Source organism: Brinjal little leaf phytoplasma, assembly GCF_978563805.1.
Genome location: NZ_CEAFKD010000001.1, coordinates 77,932 through 96,850, shown reverse-complemented (window position 1 = coordinate 96,850; position 18,919 = coordinate 77,932). Strand labels below are relative to the sequence as shown.

Annotated in this window: 12 protein-coding genes and 1 tRNA gene; 8 read left to right on the top strand and 5 right to left on the bottom strand. The window is 23.8% G+C overall.

What is annotated here, in order from left to right; all coding sequences use genetic code 11:
- Nucleotides 1-6: 6 nt before the first annotated feature.
- From prfB to ACTCUI_RS00415, 5 genes are all read right to left on the bottom strand, one after another.
- Nucleotides 7-1,095, bottom strand: a complete 1,089-nt coding sequence (prfB, locus tag ACTCUI_RS00435) for a peptide chain release factor 2 (protein ID WP_463430698.1) — start codon at nt 1,093-1,095, stop codon at nt 7-9.
- A gap of 31 nt (nt 1,096-1,126) precedes the next feature.
- The gene (gene secA, locus ACTCUI_RS00430) at nt 1,127-3,646 is read right to left on the bottom strand and encodes a preprotein translocase subunit SecA (protein ID WP_463430765.1); all 2,520 of its coding nucleotides are present in this window, start codon (nt 3,644-3,646) and stop codon (nt 1,127-1,129) included.
- 289 nt (nt 3,647-3,935) lie between these two features.
- Nucleotides 3,936-5,279, bottom strand: coding sequence for an FAD-dependent oxidoreductase (locus tag ACTCUI_RS00425; protein ID WP_463430696.1), 1,344 nt, complete (start codon nt 5,277-5,279; stop codon nt 3,936-3,938).
- A gap of 144 nt (nt 5,280-5,423) precedes the next feature.
- Nucleotides 5,424-9,992, bottom strand: a complete 4,569-nt coding sequence (locus tag ACTCUI_RS00420; RefSeq protein WP_463430694.1) for an exonuclease domain-containing protein — start codon at nt 9,990-9,992, stop codon at nt 5,424-5,426.
- Nucleotides 9,993-10,178: 186 nt separating this feature from the next.
- Nucleotides 10,179-10,265, bottom strand: a tRNA-Leu gene (locus ACTCUI_RS00415).
- A gap of 574 nt (nt 10,266-10,839) precedes the next feature.
- On the opposite strand from ACTCUI_RS00415, the gene pdhA reads away from it, so the two are divergent.
- The 8 genes from pdhA to acpS all read left to right on the top strand — a co-directional run bounded on the left by pdhA (nt 10,840) and on the right by acpS (nt 18,916).
- Nucleotides 10,840-11,940 (top strand): pyruvate dehydrogenase (acetyl-transferring) E1 component subunit alpha, encoded by a 1,101-nt coding sequence (gene pdhA / locus ACTCUI_RS00410; protein ID WP_463430692.1) that lies wholly within the window; start codon nt 10,840-10,842, stop codon nt 11,938-11,940.
- A gap of 126 nt (nt 11,941-12,066) precedes the next feature.
- Nucleotides 12,067-13,053: an alpha-ketoacid dehydrogenase subunit beta gene (locus ACTCUI_RS00405; protein WP_463430690.1), complete on the top strand. Its 987-nt coding sequence runs from the start codon at nt 12,067-12,069 to the stop codon at nt 13,051-13,053.
- A gap of 30 nt (nt 13,054-13,083) precedes the next feature.
- Nucleotides 13,084-13,314, top strand: a complete 231-nt coding sequence (locus ACTCUI_RS00400; protein WP_463430688.1) for a biotin/lipoyl-containing protein — start codon at nt 13,084-13,086, stop codon at nt 13,312-13,314.
- Nucleotides 13,315-13,353: 39 nt separating this feature from the next.
- Nucleotides 13,354-14,103 carry a dihydrolipoamide acetyltransferase family protein gene (locus ACTCUI_RS00395; RefSeq protein WP_463430686.1) on the top strand — a complete coding sequence of 250 codons (750 nt, stop codon included), beginning with the start codon at nt 13,354-13,356 and terminating at the stop codon, nt 14,101-14,103.
- Between the two features lie 43 nt (nt 14,104-14,146).
- On the top strand, nt 14,147-15,526 hold the full coding sequence (gene lpdA / locus ACTCUI_RS00390; RefSeq protein WP_463430684.1) for a dihydrolipoyl dehydrogenase: 1,380 nt from the start codon (nt 14,147-14,149) through the stop codon (nt 15,524-15,526).
- Nucleotides 15,527-15,634: 108 nt separating this feature from the next.
- Nucleotides 15,635-16,396 (top strand): TatD family hydrolase, encoded by a 762-nt coding sequence (locus tag ACTCUI_RS00385; protein ID WP_463430682.1) that lies wholly within the window; start codon nt 15,635-15,637, stop codon nt 16,394-16,396.
- Between the two features lie 140 nt (nt 16,397-16,536).
- Nucleotides 16,537-18,552, top strand: coding sequence for an NAD-dependent DNA ligase LigA (ligA, locus tag ACTCUI_RS00380; RefSeq protein ID WP_463430680.1), 2,016 nt, complete (start codon nt 16,537-16,539; stop codon nt 18,550-18,552).
- Between the two features lie 19 nt (nt 18,553-18,571).
- Nucleotides 18,572-18,916, top strand: coding sequence for a holo-ACP synthase (gene acpS / locus ACTCUI_RS00375; protein WP_463430678.1), 345 nt, complete (start codon nt 18,572-18,574; stop codon nt 18,914-18,916).
- Nucleotides 18,917-18,919 lie beyond the last annotated feature (3 nt).

Genomic DNA, 18,919 nt, shown 5'->3' with positions numbered 1-18,919 from the left:
TATTATTTATTTTTTTAAAAAAGAATTTATAAATTCATCCAAATTTCCGTTCATAACTGAATCAATTTGAAAAACTTCACAATTAGTACGATGGTCTTTTACCATTTGATAAGGATGAAAGATATAACTTCGGATTTGATTACCCCAACTTATATTTTTTTGATCTTCTTTTAAAATATTTTCATTTTCTTTTTGTTTGGAAGTTTCTAATTCTAATAATTTAGTTTTTAGAATTTGTAAAGCTTTTTCTCTATTTTTTATTTGGCTTCTTTCGTTTTGACAATTAACCACTATATTAGTAGGTAAATGTGTTATTCTTACCGCAGAATCAGTTGTATTAACATGTTGTCCGCCGGCTCCACTACTTCTAAAAACATCAATTCTTAAATCTTCGTCTTTTATATCAATTTTAATTTCTTCTTTTATATCAGGTAAAACTTCGCAAGAGACAAATGAAGTGTGTCTTCGCAAATTAGAATCAAAAGGTGAAATTCTGACTAATCTATGAACTCCCATTTCTGACTTTAAATATCCATAGGCATAAGAACCTTTGATTAATAAACTAACTGTTTTAAGACCAGCTTCTAATCCTTGTTGTAAATATAAAATTTTGACTTGAAAGTTTTTTCTTTGAGCATATTTTTGATACATTTGAAAGAGCATTTCGCACCAATCTTGTGATTCTGTTCCTCCTGCTCCAGGGTGCAAAGTTAAAATAGCATTGTTTTCGTCATAAGTTTTATTTAATAAAATACTAATTTCGAAATTTTTAATATCCTTTTGAAGTTTATTTAAGTCTTTTACTAATATGGAATAGTCATCATCATTTTCTTTTATTAAATCTAATAAAGTAATTAAATCATTTAATTTTGTATTTAAATCTGTAAACCGATCTATTTGTTCTTGTAATTTATGAAATTTTTTTGTTTGTTGAGTGATATGAATATTATTTTGATCCCAGAAAGAACTTTCTGTCATTGATTTATTAAATTGATTAATCTTATTTTTTTGTTCTTTTATATTTATTTTATATTCTAGATTTAATAAAATTTTTTTTAAATTTTCTAAAATTTTATTAATTTCATATTTTTCCATATGTTTCAATAAATCCTTGTATCAAAATATTTTAATTCCATGGTTTTTTAACTGATTTATATCTTCTTTTTTGTTGTCTATTCATAATATTTTTTTTTAGATTATTTTTATTCACAATAGATTCTTGTTTATTTATTTCTGATAAATCATTTGGAGCAAAAGAAAATTTTAAAATAATATGTGTTATTTCCGACGAAATATTTTTAATCATTTCGTTAAAGAAATTACGTCCTTTATCTTGATAAACTGTTAAAACATTTTGTTGTCCATAACTTACAAAATTAATACTTTGTCTTAAAGTATTCATATCTGAAATATGACGTTTAAAATGATTATCAATAGTTCTAAGCATGATAAATTTTAAAGTTTCGAAATAATAATCTTTATTTTCAATAATTAAGTTTTTTTTATGTTGCGCTAAAATATTTTTTATTTTTTCATGAACTAATTCAGTTATTTTTTTTTCCAGATTTTTTTGATTTTCTTTTTCTGTTATTTTTTTTAATTCTTCTAAGTTAAAGATATTTTTAGGAAAAAATAAGTTCTCTAAATAATTTATGAAATTAATTAAATCTTCATCTTTATTTTGTGTCATTTTATTGAATAAAAAATATTTTATTTTTGTATTTATTGTTTTTATTATTATATTTAAAGCTAATTCTTCTGTGTTTTCAGTTTGTAAAATTTGTTTTCTTTGTTTATAAATAATGTCTCTTTGTAAACCTAATACAGAATCGAATTGTAAAATAAATTTACGATAATTAAAGTTAGAAGCTTCGATTTTTTTTTGTATATTAGTGAAAAATCTAGTAAAAATTTTGAAAGAAATAGGTTTATTGTCGTTTTGTATATTTTGATTTTTTTGTAAAAAGGAAATTATTTTTTGAATTTTATTCCCGCCAAAACGTTGTATTAGTTCATCTTCACCTGATACAAAAAAAACTGAAAATCCTGGGTCTCCTTGTCTTCCTGCACGACCTCTTAACTGATTATCAATTCTTCTGGATTCATGTCTTTCAGTTCCTAAAACTGCTAAACCTCCTAATTCTACTACTCCTTTACCTAAACGAATATCTGTTCCACGTCCAGCCATATTAGTCGCTATTGTAATAGAACCTTTTTGCCCAGCTTTAGCAATTATTTCTGCTTCTTTTAAATGATTTTTAGCATTTAAAATTTCATGAGGAATTTTTCTTTTTTTTAAATTTTTAGAAATTTGTTCAGAAACTTCAACAGTAACAGTTCCAATTAAAACAGGTTGTTTTTTATTATATCTTTTTTCTATTTCTCGAAATAAAGATTCCCATTTTTCGTCTAAAGTAGCAAAAACAAAATCAGGAGCATCTTCTCTAATCATTACTTTATTAGTTGGAATTTCGATTACTTTCATATTATAAATGCTAATAAATTCTTTTTCTTCTGTTTTGGCTGTGCCAGTCATACCAGATATTTTTTTATAAATACGAAAGAAATTTTGATAAGTGATAGTTGCGCTAATTTCTGTTTCTGGTTCTATATCGCAACCTTCTTTTGCTTCTAGAGCTTGATGTAATCCATCACTAAATTGACGCCCTTGTAAAATTCTACCTGTGAATTGATCGATAATTAATATTTTATTCTTATCTACTAAATAATCTTTATTTTTGTCCATAAGAAAAAAAGCTTTTAAAGCGTTTTTGATACAATGTAATAAAGCATAATTATTTCCGCTATATAAATTTTTAATTTGAAAAAAAGTTTCAGCTTTTTTAATACCTTCTTCTGTTAATTCAATTGTTTTAGATTCTAAATCGATTATATAACTTTCTTCTTTTAAAGTTTTAACAAAACGATCAGCATCTCTATAAAATTTTATACCTTGTTTTTTTTGACTAGAAATAATTAAAGGAGTTCTAGCTTCATCTATTAAAATTGAATCTACTTCATCGATAATGGCGTAATTATATTTTTTTTTCATTAATACATTATCAAAATTTGTTTCGATGTTATCTCTTAAATAATCAAAACCTAATTCACTATTAGTAGAATAAAGAATATCACAATTATAAGCTAATTTTTTTTCTTCAATAGTTTTTTCTTTAATATTTAAACCAACGGTCATTCCTAAAAAACGAAAAACATCACCTATTTCACTTTCGGCTTCACGACGAGCTAAATATTCGTTAACAGTAACAATATGAACGCTTTCGCCGCTTAAAGCGTTTAGATAAGCAGGCATAACTGAAGTTAAAGTTTTACCTTCACCTGTTTTCATTTCAGCAATTTTACCTTCATGTAAAACAATTGCGCCTAAAAGTTGAACATTGTAAGGAGTTAAACCTGTTACTCTTTTACAAGCTTCTTTTGCTAAAGCAAATGCTTCTACTAATAAATTATCTAATGGAGTTCCTTCTTGATAAAGTTTTTTTAATCTTTCTGTTTCTTTAGGGAAATCATCATTATTTAATTTTGAAAATAAATCATCAAAATGGTTAATTTTGTTAACTGTTAAATTAGCCTTTTTTAGATATTTTTTAGAATAATTGAAAAAATTTTTTAAAAAACAAAAAATCATTTTATATGATGACCTTTCTTTGCGATAATTCTAAATTTAATTTTTTGATCTAAAAATAAATATAAATTTTTTAGAAATTTTTTAAAAAAAATATAAAATTTTATATTTTTTAAGACATAAATATAAAATTTAAATGTTTTTTAAAAATTTTAAAATCGAAATATTTATAATTTATTTTTAGTTTGAATTGGATTTTGTTTCATTTATTTAAAAAAATAAAATAAAAAACTATGTTTATATTTAGTAAACATAGTTTGTTTATCTATTATTGCTTATCTATTTATTTTTATTTTACAGATTCTAAATATTTTAGCCCTACTAAATTTAATAAATTCCATGGTTTGCTAAAATATGGATGAAAAGAAAAGTCTTTGAAGGCTAAAGCATCTACAGTAGTTTTTTGTTCTATAAAAACACTTAAAGTATTCATTTTTTCAGTTAAATCTGTAGTAGATAGGATTTGTCCTCCTAAAATAATACCTGTTTCTTTTTCAAACACAATTTTTAATAATACAGCATCATATTCAGGCATAAATTCAGGTCTGTTAGCATCTTTTATGGTAATTGAATCATAATTAATGTTTAATAGTTTTGCAGCGTGTTCGTTTAAACCTGTAGAAGAAATACTTAAATCATTAATTTGAATACAACTTGTCCCTTGAGTACCTAAATATTTGTAAATATTTTTTTTAATGTTTAATCCTGCAATAGTGCCAGTTCTTACAGCGTTCGTAGCTAAAGGAATATACATATTTTTTTTATTTAATGGATTATAAACAATATTTATATTATCGCCGCAACCATAAACATCAGGATGAGAAGTTTGCAAATATTCATTAACTTTTAAAGCGTTATTAGAATCTAATTCTAAAATATCTTTTGCTAAATCTGTATAAGGTCTAAAACTAATACATGTGATAACCATTTCTGTTTCATAACTGTTTTTATCAGTTATAACATGAGTAACTAAATCGTTTCGAGTTTTAAATTCAACTACTTTTTGACCTAAAGCTAAATTAACATTATGTTGTTGTAAACTATCTTCAGCTATTGAAGTAAATTCTTTATCTAGATATTTAGGCATTATTCTATCTTCTATATCTATTAAAGTTACTTCTTTTTTTTGTTTTGAAAAAGCTTCGGCTAATTCTACTCCTATGTAACCAGCCCCTACGATTGTTATTTTATTAACATTTTTTCCGTAATCTATAATATTATTGGCATGTTCTAAATTTTTAGATAAAAAAACATTTTTAGATTGAATTCCTTTTATTTTAGGTATAATTGGCCAAGAACCTGTAGACAAAATTAATTTATCGAAATGATCAATAAATTCTTTACCAGTTTTTAAATCTTTTGCTAAAATATTTTTTTTCTCTAAATCAATTTTAATAACTTCATGTTTTAATTTTACATCAGCACCTAAATTAGATAATTCTTCGGCACTAGAATAAAATAAACCTTTTCTATCTTTTACTACTCCACCAATATATAAGGCTATTCCGCAAGATAAAAAAGAAACATTGTCATTTTTTTCATAAATACTGATTTCGATATCTTTATTTTGTTTTAATATTGTTCTAACCGCAGCTGTTCCTGAATGATTACAACCAATGACAATTACTTTCATTAATATATTTTATTTAACCTCATTCCAAATAATTTTGAATTTTATTTCAAAATAAATATAAAACATTTCAAAAAATATTATTCACTATAATTATAACTTAATTTAAATAATATTACAAATTTGTTTATTTTTTAAATAAAAAAATTATTCTAAAGGTAATTTTTCTACTAATTTAAGTTCTTCTATTATTTTTTTGGCAATAGTTTTATTTAATTTAACTCTTTTACAAAAATTTAATTGTGTAAATAATTTATTTTTTCTTTCATTAACTATATTGGTAGCAGCTTTTTCACCTAATCCATCTATTGCAATAAAAGGCATTATTAAAGAATTATTATCATGCATCACAAATTCAAAAGCTTCTGATTTATTTAAATCAATTGGCAAAAAATTAAAACCTCTTTTGATCATTTCCGAAGCAATATTTAAAGTATTTAAAATATTTTGTTCTTTTGCAGTATTTTTTTCTTTTTTGTTTGCATTTATTAAATATTGAATTTTTTCATCAATTTTATCAGGTGTTTGTAACATTACATCATAATCAAATTGTTCTAGTCTTGTCGAAAATACACCACTATAAAATAAAAGAGGATGATAGACTTTGAACCATGCAATTCTTAAAGCCATTAAAACATAAGCAGTAGCGTGTGCTTTCGGGAAAAGATATTTTATTTTGGTTAAAGAATCGAAATACCAATCAGGAATATTTGTACTTTGTTTTAGTGTATTTATAATTTCTTTCCATTTTTTAGGTTCAGAATGTTGTTGACCTTTACGTACTAATTCCATAATTTCGAAAGCCTTTAAAGGCTCTACATTTTGTTGAATTAAGTATAGCATAATATCATCACGACAACCAATAATATCATTAAAAGAAATATTCATTTTACTATTATTTAAATAATAAAAATCTCCTTCTTTATTTAAAATATCTTTAGCATTTTGATTCCAAACATCAGTTCCATGAGATAAGCCAGATACTTTTACTAAAGTTCCGAAATTAAATTTTTGTTTTTCTTTTATATAAATATCTTTTAACATTTTTTTTACAAAATCTGTACCAAATTCTGGGATAGCAATTGTTGTAATAGGTGTTTTGTCATCTTTTGTTAATAATTCGTTGGAAAAAAGTTTATAAATTTTAGGATCATCTACCGGAATATTTTGATAAGAATCGAAAGAAAATTTATTTTGATTTTGTTTTACATAATCCATAAAAAATTTAATTAAGATAGGATCATCATGCCCTAAAATATCCATTTTAAATAAATTATGCTCAAAAGAATGATAATCAAAATGAGTAGTTTTCCAATTAGATTCTATATCATTTGCTGGGAATTGAATTGGGGTAACTTCATAGATAGAAATATCTCGTGGCACAACAATAATACCTCCAGGATGTTGACCTGTAGAACGTTTAACACCTTCGATTATGTTAGCTCTTCTATAAATTTCCCAATTTCTTGTTTGATTTTCTAAATTTTTGTCTTTAATAAAACCTTTTACATAACCAAAAGCAGTTTGTTTAGCTACTGTTTGGATTGTTCCTGCTCTAAATACACAATTTTCTCCTAATAACTCTTTCATATAATCGTGTGCTTTGGATTGATAATCACCTGCAAAATTTAAATCTATATCAGGTGTTTTATTACCTTCAAAGCCTAAAAAGGTCTCGAAAGGAATATTTTGGCCATCTTTTGAAAAGTTATTGGAACAAAAAGGACATTTTATATCTGGTAAATCATAACCTGATAAAATATTTGTTTCAAAATCTGAATAATTATTCAAATCTGATTTTTCATATTTTTTTTTATATTGCAGTATATATTCTTTGTATGCTTGTGTTTCTTTTTGTTCTTTGGTTATTTGTGGAAAAAAAGTGTATTGACATTGTTTACAAAGATAATGAGGTTTTAAAGGATTTACTTCTGTTATCCCTAACAGAGTTGCTGTAAAAGAAGAACCTATAGAACCACGCGAACCTACTGGATAACCCTTTTCTATTGAATTTTTGGCTAACAAATGAGCTAAGTAATATATAGGAGAAATACTATTGTTATTATTTGTATCTTTATCATCCCTGATAATACTTTTTAATTCTTTTTTTATTCTTTCATCTACTAAAGGATGTGGTTTAATTCCATATAATTTTTGTAATTTATTTTGAATTAATGTTTGTAATTCTTTTTTAATACTTGGGATTTTTAAGTTTGTAGAGAAATTGTCATCTTTTAATGAGAATAATTGTTTAGGAAAAATTTGAATTCTATCAATTTTATCATTTAAGATATGAGTATTATTAATAACTAAATCTTCTTTAAGTTTTTGATCTTTTATAAAATCAAAAGCATTTAACATTTCTTGAGTAGTTAAAAAATGATTATCTGGTAAATTATTGGTTTTATATTTAGATAATTTATGTAAACCCCCACCAATTAATTTAGCATTAATATAAATTTCTCTATAAATTTTATCGTAAGGATTTAAATAATGAACATCTCCGGTAGCAATAATTATTTTATTTTGTTTTTGAGCTTCTTTAATAATTTTTAAAATTATTTCTTGAATAACACTTTTATCTTTAGATGATTCATCGCCTGTTAAATCATAAATAATATGTTTATAACTTTCTATAGGCTGAACTTCTATATAATCATAAAAAGAAATTACTTCACTTAATTCTTTATCATTTTTATTTAAAGCAGTTTCAAAAACATTGCCTTCGTAACAACCACTTCCTATTAATAATCCTGTTCTATATTTCTCTAAATTAGATTTTAATATTCTAGGTTGTTTATAAAAATCTTTAGTTAAAGAATCACTTATTAAATGAAATAAATTTTTATATCCTATTTGATTTTGAACCAAAATATTAATATGATAAGATCTTTCAAATTTTATATCTAAACTACCTTTTAAATCATAAAAATATAAAATATTTTGTTCTTCTAATTTTTTAAACATTTCTAATAAAACAAGTGCTGTTATATGAGAATCAAATAAAGCTCTGTGATGTCGACTTTCTAAATCACTTTTCACCTTAAAATATTTAGCTACTCTTTTCAAAGAAAAAAATTTTAAATTTTGATTAAAATATTTTTGGCTTAAATATAAAGTATCTATAAAAGGTTGATCTTCGAAAGTTATTTTTAATTGTTTAGCTTTTTCTTTTAAAAAACCGATATCAAAAGAATAATTGTGCGCAACCAAAACACAACCTTTAATAAACTTGATAAATTTGGTTAAAATTTCTTTAATTTTAGGTTTATTAATTAAATCTTCATCTTTGATCCCTGTAAGTTCTGCAATATTTTTATTTAATTTAATTTCTGGATCAATTAATTCATCAAAAATTTGATCTGTTATTTTACCATTTTCTATTTTGATAGCTGATATTTCAATAATTTTATCTCTATGTTTAGAAAAACCTGTAGTTTCAATATCTAAAACAATATAATTGTGTTTTTTTAAAAGAAAATTAGCAAAGTTAGGGTTTTGTTCTTGATTGGTAATAAAAATAGGTTTTTCTTCGATAAAATTGGATTCTAATCCTAAAATAGGTTTAATATTTTTACCACGAGAATATTTATTAATGTCAGGATAAGCATAAAGACCATTATGATCTGTAAATGCAATTGCTTTATGACCCCATCGTTCTGCTGTTTCAATATAATCTTTAACACTATTTGTTGCATCTAAATTAGACATTTTGGTATGTACATGAAATTCAATTCTTTTTTTACCTGGATAATCATCTATTCTTTTTAAATGCAAAGGAGTATGTTCTAAAACTTTATATTCATCTATATCAAAATAAAAACTATCTTTTTTATAAGTATCTTTAACAAAAGAAGATAAAATTTCAATCAAAATTCCTTCTTGAAAATCTTTTTCTATTTGTTTATATTTTTCTGTTTTAGGATTAAAAAATTTTTTTAAAAATATAGAATCTGTTTTTGTATCGGTTTCCATTAAATAAAAAGAAAATAAAATTTGTTTATTTTTAGTTTCTTTTTTAGATATTTGCTGAACATAACCTTTTATCCAAAATTTCTTTTTTTTACTTATGAATTCATAAGCTTCTTGATAAGTTAAAGGAATATCTTTAAAATTTAAAAAAAATTTATTATTATATATTTTTTTTGTTATTTTCGGTAAATTTATTTTTTGTAAATTTAAATCTAAATCAGAATTATATTCTTTTTTTAATAATTTATCTAATTTTTGAATTGTATTTTTTATTTTTTCTTCGTTATATTGTTGACTATTTTCATTAAATTGAATTTTTATTTGACATATTTTATTTTGGAAATCAATTTCTTGAATTTCTGGAACTCTAATATAACTATCAGATAAAATATAAAAATCGTCTTTTTCATTTTTTTGATGAATAATTTTGTTCAAAAGATATTTAAATATTTCGGACCATATTTTTTCATCTTTTATATTTTTTAAATTTATAAATGAAAATTGAATGTCAATCTGAAAATTTTGAATAAAATCTTTTACTTCGTTATATAAAAAAGTTTTAACTTCTTGTTTGAATATTTCTGAAGAACAAATGTTTAAGAAATTTTGTTCTCCTGAAATTTCTAAAATCCATTTATTATTTTTTTTATCAACAAGTGTTTTATAAAGTTTGTAAGTTGTTTTGTTTTTATTATTAAAACTTTGTATAAAAGAATTAAAATTATTGTTAATATTTAGATTCATTATTTATTTACTCTTATAACTATTATTTTTTAAAATTTATTATTATTTAACTAATAATTATTTTATATATAAGAAAGTAATTTATAGTATAAAAAAATAAACACATGAATTTTTTTCATGTGATTATTTTTCTTATATTATTTGATATTAGCTTTATTTATAAAAAAGTTAATTTGGTACTATTTTTGGTACTGATGGTCGGATTCGAACCGACATGAGTTTAAGCTCGTTTGATTTTGAGTCAAATGCGTATACCAATTTCGCCACATCAGCCTCACAACAAATTTATTTATTTGTTTTTATTTATTACTTAAGGATAAAACCTAAAATGAATAAATAAAATGTTACATATACTATACTATTTTAACATAATATTTTATAATAATAATTATTATATATTTATAATTTTAAGCAAAAATAAATTAAATATTGTAAATGGTTAGTGAATTGTGAAAATCCTAGATTAAAATAAGTTATAATTATTAAGTAAGTTTTTAATATAATAATTATAAAATTTATAAATTGCACCTATAAAATTATTTTGATTATAAATTATTTTTAAATGTTTAGATAAATTTTTATAAACGGCATAAATAGTTATTTATATATTATTTTTTTGATTTTTTTAATTGTAGAATTGGATATATATGTTTTATATAATTTTGAGCATTTTTCATTTATTTTATTATTATGTTTATAATTGAAATATGTTTTGTATAAAAAAAATGCAAAAATGAAATACGAATTTAAATTAAATAAAAATATGCGCATTTATATTTATGTCATAGTAATATAAATATAATAATTTTAATTATTATAAAAAAATTAGTAAAAAGGGCTTTTGTTTATGGAAGAAATATTTGAATTATATAATCCTTTAAAAAAAGAAAAACTGCAAATTTTAGATGTAGAAGGTAAAGTAATTAATCCAGATTTAGAACCTAAAATATCTAAAGATGAATTAATGAAAATGTATAAAACAATGGTTTTATGCAGAATTTCTGATTTAAAAGCTGTTCAATATCAACGTCAAGGCAGAATGTTGTCTTATGTTGTTAATCGAGGTCATGAAGCTTCACAAGTAGGAACTGCTTCTGCTTTACAAAATCAAGATTGGATTTCGCCTTATTTTAGAGATATAGGTTTATATTTGTATCGTGGTATTTCATTAGAAAATATATATCTTTATTGGTTTGGTAATGAAAAAGGTTCTAAAATGGACCCTAATAAACGTATTTTACCTGTTAATATTATAATAGGTTCTAGTGTTACTATAGGATCAGGTTTAGCTTTAGCAAGTAAAATCCAAAATAAAGATGAAGTCACTTTAGCTACGATAGGTGATGGTGGTACCGCTCATGATGAATTTTATGCAGGTTTAAATTTTGCTTCCGTTTTTAAAGCTCCTTTGGTAGTTGTTATCCAAAATAATCAATATGCTATTTCTACTCCTAGAAAAATCGCTTCTAATTCTGAAACTTTAGCTCAAAAATGTCATGCTTTCGGAATTCCAGGTATGTTAGTTGATGGTAACGATGTTTTAGCGGTTCATACAGCTGTTAAACATTTTGCCGAAAGATCACGACAAAAAAAAGGTCCTGGTTTATTAGAAATTGTAACTTATCGTATGGGGGCTCATACAACTAATGATAATACAGCTTTATACCGTTCGAAAGAAGAAGAGAATGAATGGCAATTAAAAGATCCTATCGTTCGTTTTCAAAAATATTTATTAAATAAACAAATTTTAATACAAGATATGATAGAACAAATAGACAAGGAAACAGAAGAATATGTTTCTCAAGTTCATAAAAATATTATGTCTTATGGTGCTAAAGTAGAACCTATTGAAATTTTTGAGCATATTTATAGCGAAATGACTCCTGAATTAAAAAAACAATATTCTGAATATGAAGAATTTTTAAAAATAAAAAATCAAAAAAAATAATAAATATTTATTTTTATATGTTTTTATAATTTTTTTTATTGCATAATAAAAAAAGTGATGTTAATCATATAATTATTCATCTAATTTATGGATAAATAATATAAAAAGGAAAGTCAATAAATAATAATGTCAAATAAAGTTTTAATGAATTTATTACAATCTATTAATCATACTTTAGATATTCAATTAGCAAAAAATCCAAAAATAGTTTTATTCGGTCAGGATATTGGTAAATTAGGCGGAGTTTTTCGAGTAACAGCTGGTTTACAAGATAAATACGGAATAGAACGTGTTTTTGATAGTCCAATAACAGAATCTGGTATTGTGGGAAATGCTATAGGAATGTCTATTAACGGATTAATTCCGATTGCAGAAATTCAATTTGATGGTTTTGTTTACGTAGGTTTACAAGATCTAATTGCTCATGCAGCTAGAATGAGAAACCGCTCTAGAAATAGTTTTTCATGCCCTATGGTATTAAAATTCCCTGTAGGAGGAGGAGTCAAAGCTTTAGAACACCATTCAGAATCTTTAGAAGTTATTTTAGGTTCGATTCCAGGTTTAAAAGTAGTTGTTCCTTCGAATCCTTATGATGCTAAAGGACTTTTAATCGCCGCTATTAATAGCCCGGATCCTGTTATTTATATGGAACCAAAACTTTTATATCGTGGTAAAAAAGAAGAAGTACCTTTAGAAGAATACGAAATAGAAATAGGAAAAGCTAAAGTAGTTAAAGAAGGTAATGATATTACTCTAGTTGCTTGGAGTTCTGCTGTTCCAATTTCTAAATTAGCTATAGATGAATTAGATAAAGAAGGTATTTCTATAGAATTAATAGATTTAAGAACTATTAATCCAATAGATAAAGACACAATTTTATCTTCTGTTAAAAAAACAGGAAGATTATTGGTAGTTCATGAAGCTACTCAAACTTATGGTCCAGCTGGAGAAATAATAACTTTAGTTAATGAGCATGTTTTTGATTCTTTAAAATCAGCTCCTCAAAGAGTTACAGGTTTTGATATTATTATGCCTTTAGCTAGAGGAGAATATCATCAAAATTTAAATCCTGATAAAATTATTTACAAAATTAAAAAAATATTCAATAAATAAAAAAAATACTAAGAAAGGTGATTGTTTATAATGTTTGAATTACGTTTTGCAGATATAGGAGAGGGAATCTCGGAAGGAAAAATTATTAAATTTTTGTTCAAAGTAGGAGATCAAGTTGAAGAAGGACAAGATTTATTAGAAGTCGAAACTGATAAAGTTTCTGTTTTTATTCCTTCTGTTGCTACAGGTAAAATTAAAGAAATTTTTTTCAAAGAAGGCGATGATATTGAAGTCGGAGATTTATTATTAACAATCGAATAATTTTTCGGTAATTTAGAAAAAGGAAAAAATTCTAATATAATGGAAAACAATAATAATATAAAAAGTGATAATAAAAACACAGAAAACGAAATAGAAATTTGTAAAATTTCAAAAATAAGAGAAGTAATATCTAAGAAAATGGTTGTTGCAAAAACAGAAATTCCTGATGTGACTGTTACAGAAGAAATAGATATTACTGATTTAGTTTTTTTAAGAAAAAGATTAAAAAATGAATTAGAACCTCAAGGTATTAAATTAACTTATATGGCTTTTATAGCTAAAGCAGTTATTTCTGCTTTGATGGAATTCCCTTTGTTTAATTCTAGTTTTGACTCTGCTAAAAATGCAATAATTATAAAAAAATTTATTAATTTAGGTATTGCAGTAGATACTCCTCGTGGTTTAATGGTTCCTAATATTAAAAACGCTGATAATTTAAATATCATTGAGTTAGCTCAAGAAATTAATAAATTAGCTAAAAATTCTCAAGAAGGTAAATTAACATTGAAACAACTCCAAAACGGAACTTTTACTTTAAGTAATTTTGGTTCTATTGGTGGTTTACAATGCACACCTATTATTAATTTGCCTGAATTATCTATTTTAGGGATTGGTAAAATTATTAAAAAACCAGTAGTTAAAGATAATAATATTTGTATTGCTGATATTTTACATGTTTCTTTAACATTCGATCATCGTGTTATAGATGGTGCTGATGCTTCTAGATTTTTAAATAAAATTACTTCAGTATTAACTAATATTGCAGAATTAGAAAAATACATTTATTAAAAAAATTCGATAAAATTTGTAAAAGAAGACAAAGAGCAAATATATGACAAAATACGATATTTTAATTATTGGTGGCGGTCCAGGGGGTTATGTTTCCGCTATTAAAGCAGCTCATTTAGGTGCTAAAGTTGCTTTAATAGAAAAACATAAAGTTGGTGGTATTTGCCTTAATTATGGTTGTATCCCAACTAAAGCATTTTTAAAAAGCGCTAAGGTTTTCGATATTGTTAAAAATATTGATAATTATGGTATTAATAAAATAAATGATATTTCATTTGATTGGTTATCTATTTTGAATCGTAAAGATAAAATAGTTAAACAATTATATAATGGTATTCTTTTTTTATTAAAAAAAAATAAAATTGATTTATATAATTCTTTTGCAGAAGTTTTGACTCCAAATTTAGTTCAAGTAGGGGATAAACGATTAGAAACTAAAAAGCTTATTATTGCTACAGGTTCTAGTGCTTTTATACCTCCTATTACTGGAGCTAAAGAATCTTATGAAAATAAATTTCTTTATACTAGTAAAGAATTAGTACAATTAGAAAAATTTCCTAAGAAATTAATTATTATCGGTGGGGGAGTTATTGGAGTAGAATTCGCAACTCTTTTTGCCAAATTAAATTCTGAAGTTATAATTATAGAAAAACAAAAAAATATATTAAGTAATATAGATCATGATATTATTAAGCTTTACGCTAAAAAATTAAAAAAAGATCGTATTAAAATTTATACAGATTCTAAAGTAGTAAAAATAGACAATAATAAAGTTCATTATGAAATGGATAATCAAATATATCAGGATGAAGCAGATTTAATTTTGATGGCTGTCGGTACTAAACCTAATTTAGATGGAATTCAAAATTTGAATTTAAAAACAGACAGAATTGGTGTAGTTACCGATAATTTTTTAAGAACTTCTGTTGAAGGAGTTTATGCTATTGGAGATGTGAATGGCAAATATATGTTAGCTCATGTTGCTAGTCATGAAGGTATTATAGCTGTTTCTCATGCTTTAAACTCTCAAGAACATCTTTTTCCTATGGATTATAATTTAGTTCCTAATTGTATTTATGGCTTCCCTGAAATATCTACTATAGGCATTACCGAAGAACAAGCAAAAGAGAAGAAAATAAATTATAAAGTTTCAATGTTTCCTGTCAGTGCTATAGGAAAAGCTTTAGCGGACGGAGAAACTGATGGCGTTGCTAAATTAATTATTGATAAAGATAACTCAAAAATTTTAGGCATGCATATATTATCTTGTAACGCTACAGAATTAATTAGTGAAATTGGTGTTGCTATAAACCTAGAAGGAACAGTTTATGATATGATTAAAGTAATCCATCCTCATCCTACTTTATCAGAAATAATTTCAGAAACTTTTTTAGGAGCAATAGATAAACCTATTCATCTTTAATTTTGTTCAAATAAATCTTTAACATATGCATTATAAAACCCAATTTTTTGGGTTTTTTTATTTATTAAATAGTAAAAATTAATTTGTTAAAAGAGAAATAAAAAAATTATGTTAATTGATACACATGTTCATTTAAATTTTGCTGATTTTGATAAAGATTTAAATAAAGTTCTTGAAAGAGCTTATAAAAATGATATTCAATATTTTATTGTACCTGGTGTGGATAAAGCAACAAACGAAAAAGCGATTGAATTAGCTTCTCGAAATAAATTTATTAAAGCTGCTGTCGGAATTCACCCTTGTCATTGGTCAAATGAAGATCCTTTGAGTATTACAAAATATTTTAGGCATCCACAAGTAGTAGCTGTAGGGGAGATCGGTTTAGATTTATATCATGAAAAAAGTTCTTTATTAATTCAAAAAAAAAATTTACAAATCCAAATTAAATTAGCTTTAGAGCATAATTTACCTATTATTTTACACGCAAGAGAATCTTTTGATGAAATATATTCAATGTTGTTGCCTTATAAAGGTAAAATTAAAGGAGTATTTCATTGTTTAACTAGTCATCTTATAGAAGCCCAAAAAGCTATAGAATTAGGTTTTTATGTAGGATTAGGAGGTATTATTACTTATAAAAATGCTATTGAAGCGCAAAAAATCGTTCAACAAATTCCTTTGAATAAAATTTTATTAGAAACAGATGCTCCTTTTTTAACTCCATTTCCTTTAGATAAAAATAAAACAAATGAACCTGGCTTTATGAAAATTATAGCTGAAAAAATATCTTACTTAAAAAATATAAGTTTAAAAGAAGTTGCTAAACAAACAACATATAATGCTAGTGAATTATTTAATTTAAATATATAATACTTTTATTATTTAAGTAATTTTTTATAAAATAAAAATAATTTTTATATTATATATAATGAAAGAATATTTTTTTGTTCATTTTGTAAATTTTTCAAAATTAATTATATGTTATAACATTAGATAAAAAGGTTATAAAAATGACATTTGAAATAAAAAATAAAATTAGAACTTTAACAGATAAAATTTGTAAAGCTAATTATGAATATTATCAATTAAGCAAAACAGAATTAACAGATTCGCAATATGATGCATTATTACAAGAATTAATTTTATTAGAAAAAGAATATCCTGAATATAAATTGTCTTATAGTCCTACTTTTAAAGTAGGTGGCTTTTTGAGTTCTAAATTTGAAAAAGTATCACATGATGTACCAATGTTATCTTTAAATAATGTTTTTGATTTTAAAGAATTAAAACTTTTTTGTGATCGTTTATCAAAGCAACAAATTCCTTTTTGTTTTAATTTAGAACTTAAAATAGACGGAGTTGCTATTAGTTTAAAATATAAGAAAGGTATTTTATTTCAAGCTTTAACAAGAGGAAATGGTTATTTTGGTGAATTAATAACTGATAATATAAAAACTATTAAAAATATTCCTTTAAAATTACCAGAAAAAATAGATTTAGAAGTAAGAGGGGAGATTTTTTTTGATCATGATTCATTTGAACAGTTAAATAAAGAACAAAAAGATCAAAATAAATTTTTATTTTCTAATCCTCGTAATGCAGCTTCAGGAACTTTAAGACAATTAAATTCTGCTATAGTATCTAATAGGAAATTATCTTCTTTTATTTATTCTATCATTAATCCCCCTTCTTTTATTAGAACACAATATGAAGTTTTAATGTTTTTAAAAAAAATGGGTTTTTCTGTAAATCCTTATTTTAATGTTGTTTATTCTTTTGATGAATTAAAAGAAAAAATTAATTATTATGAGAAACTTAAAAATAATTTACCTTATGGTATAGATGGAGTTGTTATTAAAGTTAACGAATTAAATTTACATAATTTAATAGGAAATACAAGTAAATATCCTAAATGGGCTATCGCTTATAAGTTTAATTCTTTGAAAGGCGAAACTGTAGTTAAAAATATTAATTTTCAAATTGGGAGAACAGGCGTTTTAACTCCTATTGCTGACGTTCAGCCTATTATTTTAGATGGTAGTTTATTATCTAAAATATCACTTCATAATTATGATTATATTCAAAGAAAAGATATTCGTATTAATGATTTTGTTTTAGTACATAAATCAGGGTCTATTATTCCAGAAATTTTAGAAGTTGTAAAACATAAAAGAACTAATCAAATACCTTTTCAAATCGTGAATAATTGTCCTTTTTGCGGAGAAGTTTTAACTAAAAAAGAAAATAAAGTAGATTATTTTTGTTTAAATAATGATTGCGAAGAAAAGCAAATAAAAAAAATTATTCATTTTGTCTCTCGGGAAGCTATGGATATTAATACTTTAGGTAAAAAAACTTTAGTTACTTTTTTTCAAAAAGGGATAATTAAGAAAATTTCTGATTTATATTTTTTAAAAGATAAGTATCCTCAATTGAAACAATTGTTTGGTTTTAAAGATAAAAAAATAACTAATATTTTAAATTCTGTAGAAAAAAGCAAGAATCAATCTTTTTATAGAATTTTATTTGCTTTAGGAATTGATCACGTAGGTATAAAAATATCTAAATTATTAAGTAATAAATTTCAAAATATTCAGAATTTACAAAAAGTTACTTTTGAAGAATTAATGCAAATCCCTGAAATAGGTCCAGAAATTTCAATTAGTATATGTCAATATTTTCAAAATAAGGAAAATATTGAAGAAATTAATTTATTACAATCTAAAGGCATTGTTTTTGGTTCTTCAGCGCAAAATTCTGAAATTATTCAATCTAATAATAATATATTACAAAATAAAAAAATAGTTTGTACAGGGGTTTTAAATAATTATTCAAGAAAAGATATAACTACTCTTTTAGAAAAATATGGTGCTTTTGTTTCTAAAAGTATTTCTTCTAGAACTGATTATTTGATTGTGGGTGAAAAAAATAGTGATTCTAAATTAGAAAAAGCGCGTTTATTAAAAATTAAGATAATAGATGAAAAAGAATTGAATTCTATTCTGAGTTCAATTAATGAGCATTAAAATTAATAAGGATGTAAAAATGAAAAATATTGGCATTGATTTGGTTGAAATGCAAGAAATTGAAAAAATAGGCATAAATAAAATAGCTGATAGAATTTTATCTGATGCAGAATATTTGATATATAAAGATATTAGTAATTTCAAAAGAAAAATAAGTTTTTTAGCAGGTAGATGGGCAGCTAAAGAAGCTATTTTTAAAGCTTATCAAAAAGGTAATTTACAAAATAATTATTGTGATTGGTCTATTTTAAATGATTCTATTTCGGGATTTCCTTATGTTATTCATTCTTATTTGTCAGCTCAAATTATGATTTCTATTTCTCATAGCACAAATTATGCTTTAGCTTTTGTTATTTTGTTATAATTT

Excerpts from the sequence above, each read along its gene's own strand:
- prfB (WP_463430698.1), bottom strand. The coding sequence starts at position 1,095 with ATGGAAAAATATGAAATTAATAAAATTTTAGAAAATTTAAAAAAAATT.
- ACTCUI_RS00425 (WP_463430696.1), bottom strand. The coding sequence starts at position 5,279 with ATGAAAGTAATTGTCATTGGTTGTAATCATTCAGGAACAGCTGCGGTT.
- ACTCUI_RS00420 (WP_463430694.1), bottom strand. The coding sequence starts at position 9,992 with ATGAATCTAAATATTAACAATAATTTTAATTCTTTTATACAAAGTTTT.
- pdhA (WP_463430692.1), top strand. The coding sequence starts at position 10,840 with ATGGAAGAAATATTTGAATTATATAATCCTTTAAAAAAAGAAAAACTG.
- ACTCUI_RS00405 (WP_463430690.1), top strand. The coding sequence starts at position 12,067 with ATGTCAAATAAAGTTTTAATGAATTTATTACAATCTATTAATCATACT.
- ACTCUI_RS00400 (WP_463430688.1), top strand. The coding sequence starts at position 13,084 with ATGTTTGAATTACGTTTTGCAGATATAGGAGAGGGAATCTCGGAAGGA.
- ACTCUI_RS00395 (WP_463430686.1), top strand. The coding sequence starts at position 13,354 with ATGGAAAACAATAATAATATAAAAAGTGATAATAAAAACACAGAAAAC.
- lpdA (WP_463430684.1), top strand. The coding sequence starts at position 14,147 with ATGACAAAATACGATATTTTAATTATTGGTGGCGGTCCAGGGGGTTAT.
- ACTCUI_RS00385 (WP_463430682.1), top strand. The coding sequence starts at position 15,635 with ATGTTAATTGATACACATGTTCATTTAAATTTTGCTGATTTTGATAAA.
- ligA (WP_463430680.1), top strand. The coding sequence starts at position 16,537 with ATGACATTTGAAATAAAAAATAAAATTAGAACTTTAACAGATAAAATT.
- acpS (WP_463430678.1), top strand. The coding sequence starts at position 18,572 with ATGAAAAATATTGGCATTGATTTGGTTGAAATGCAAGAAATTGAAAAA.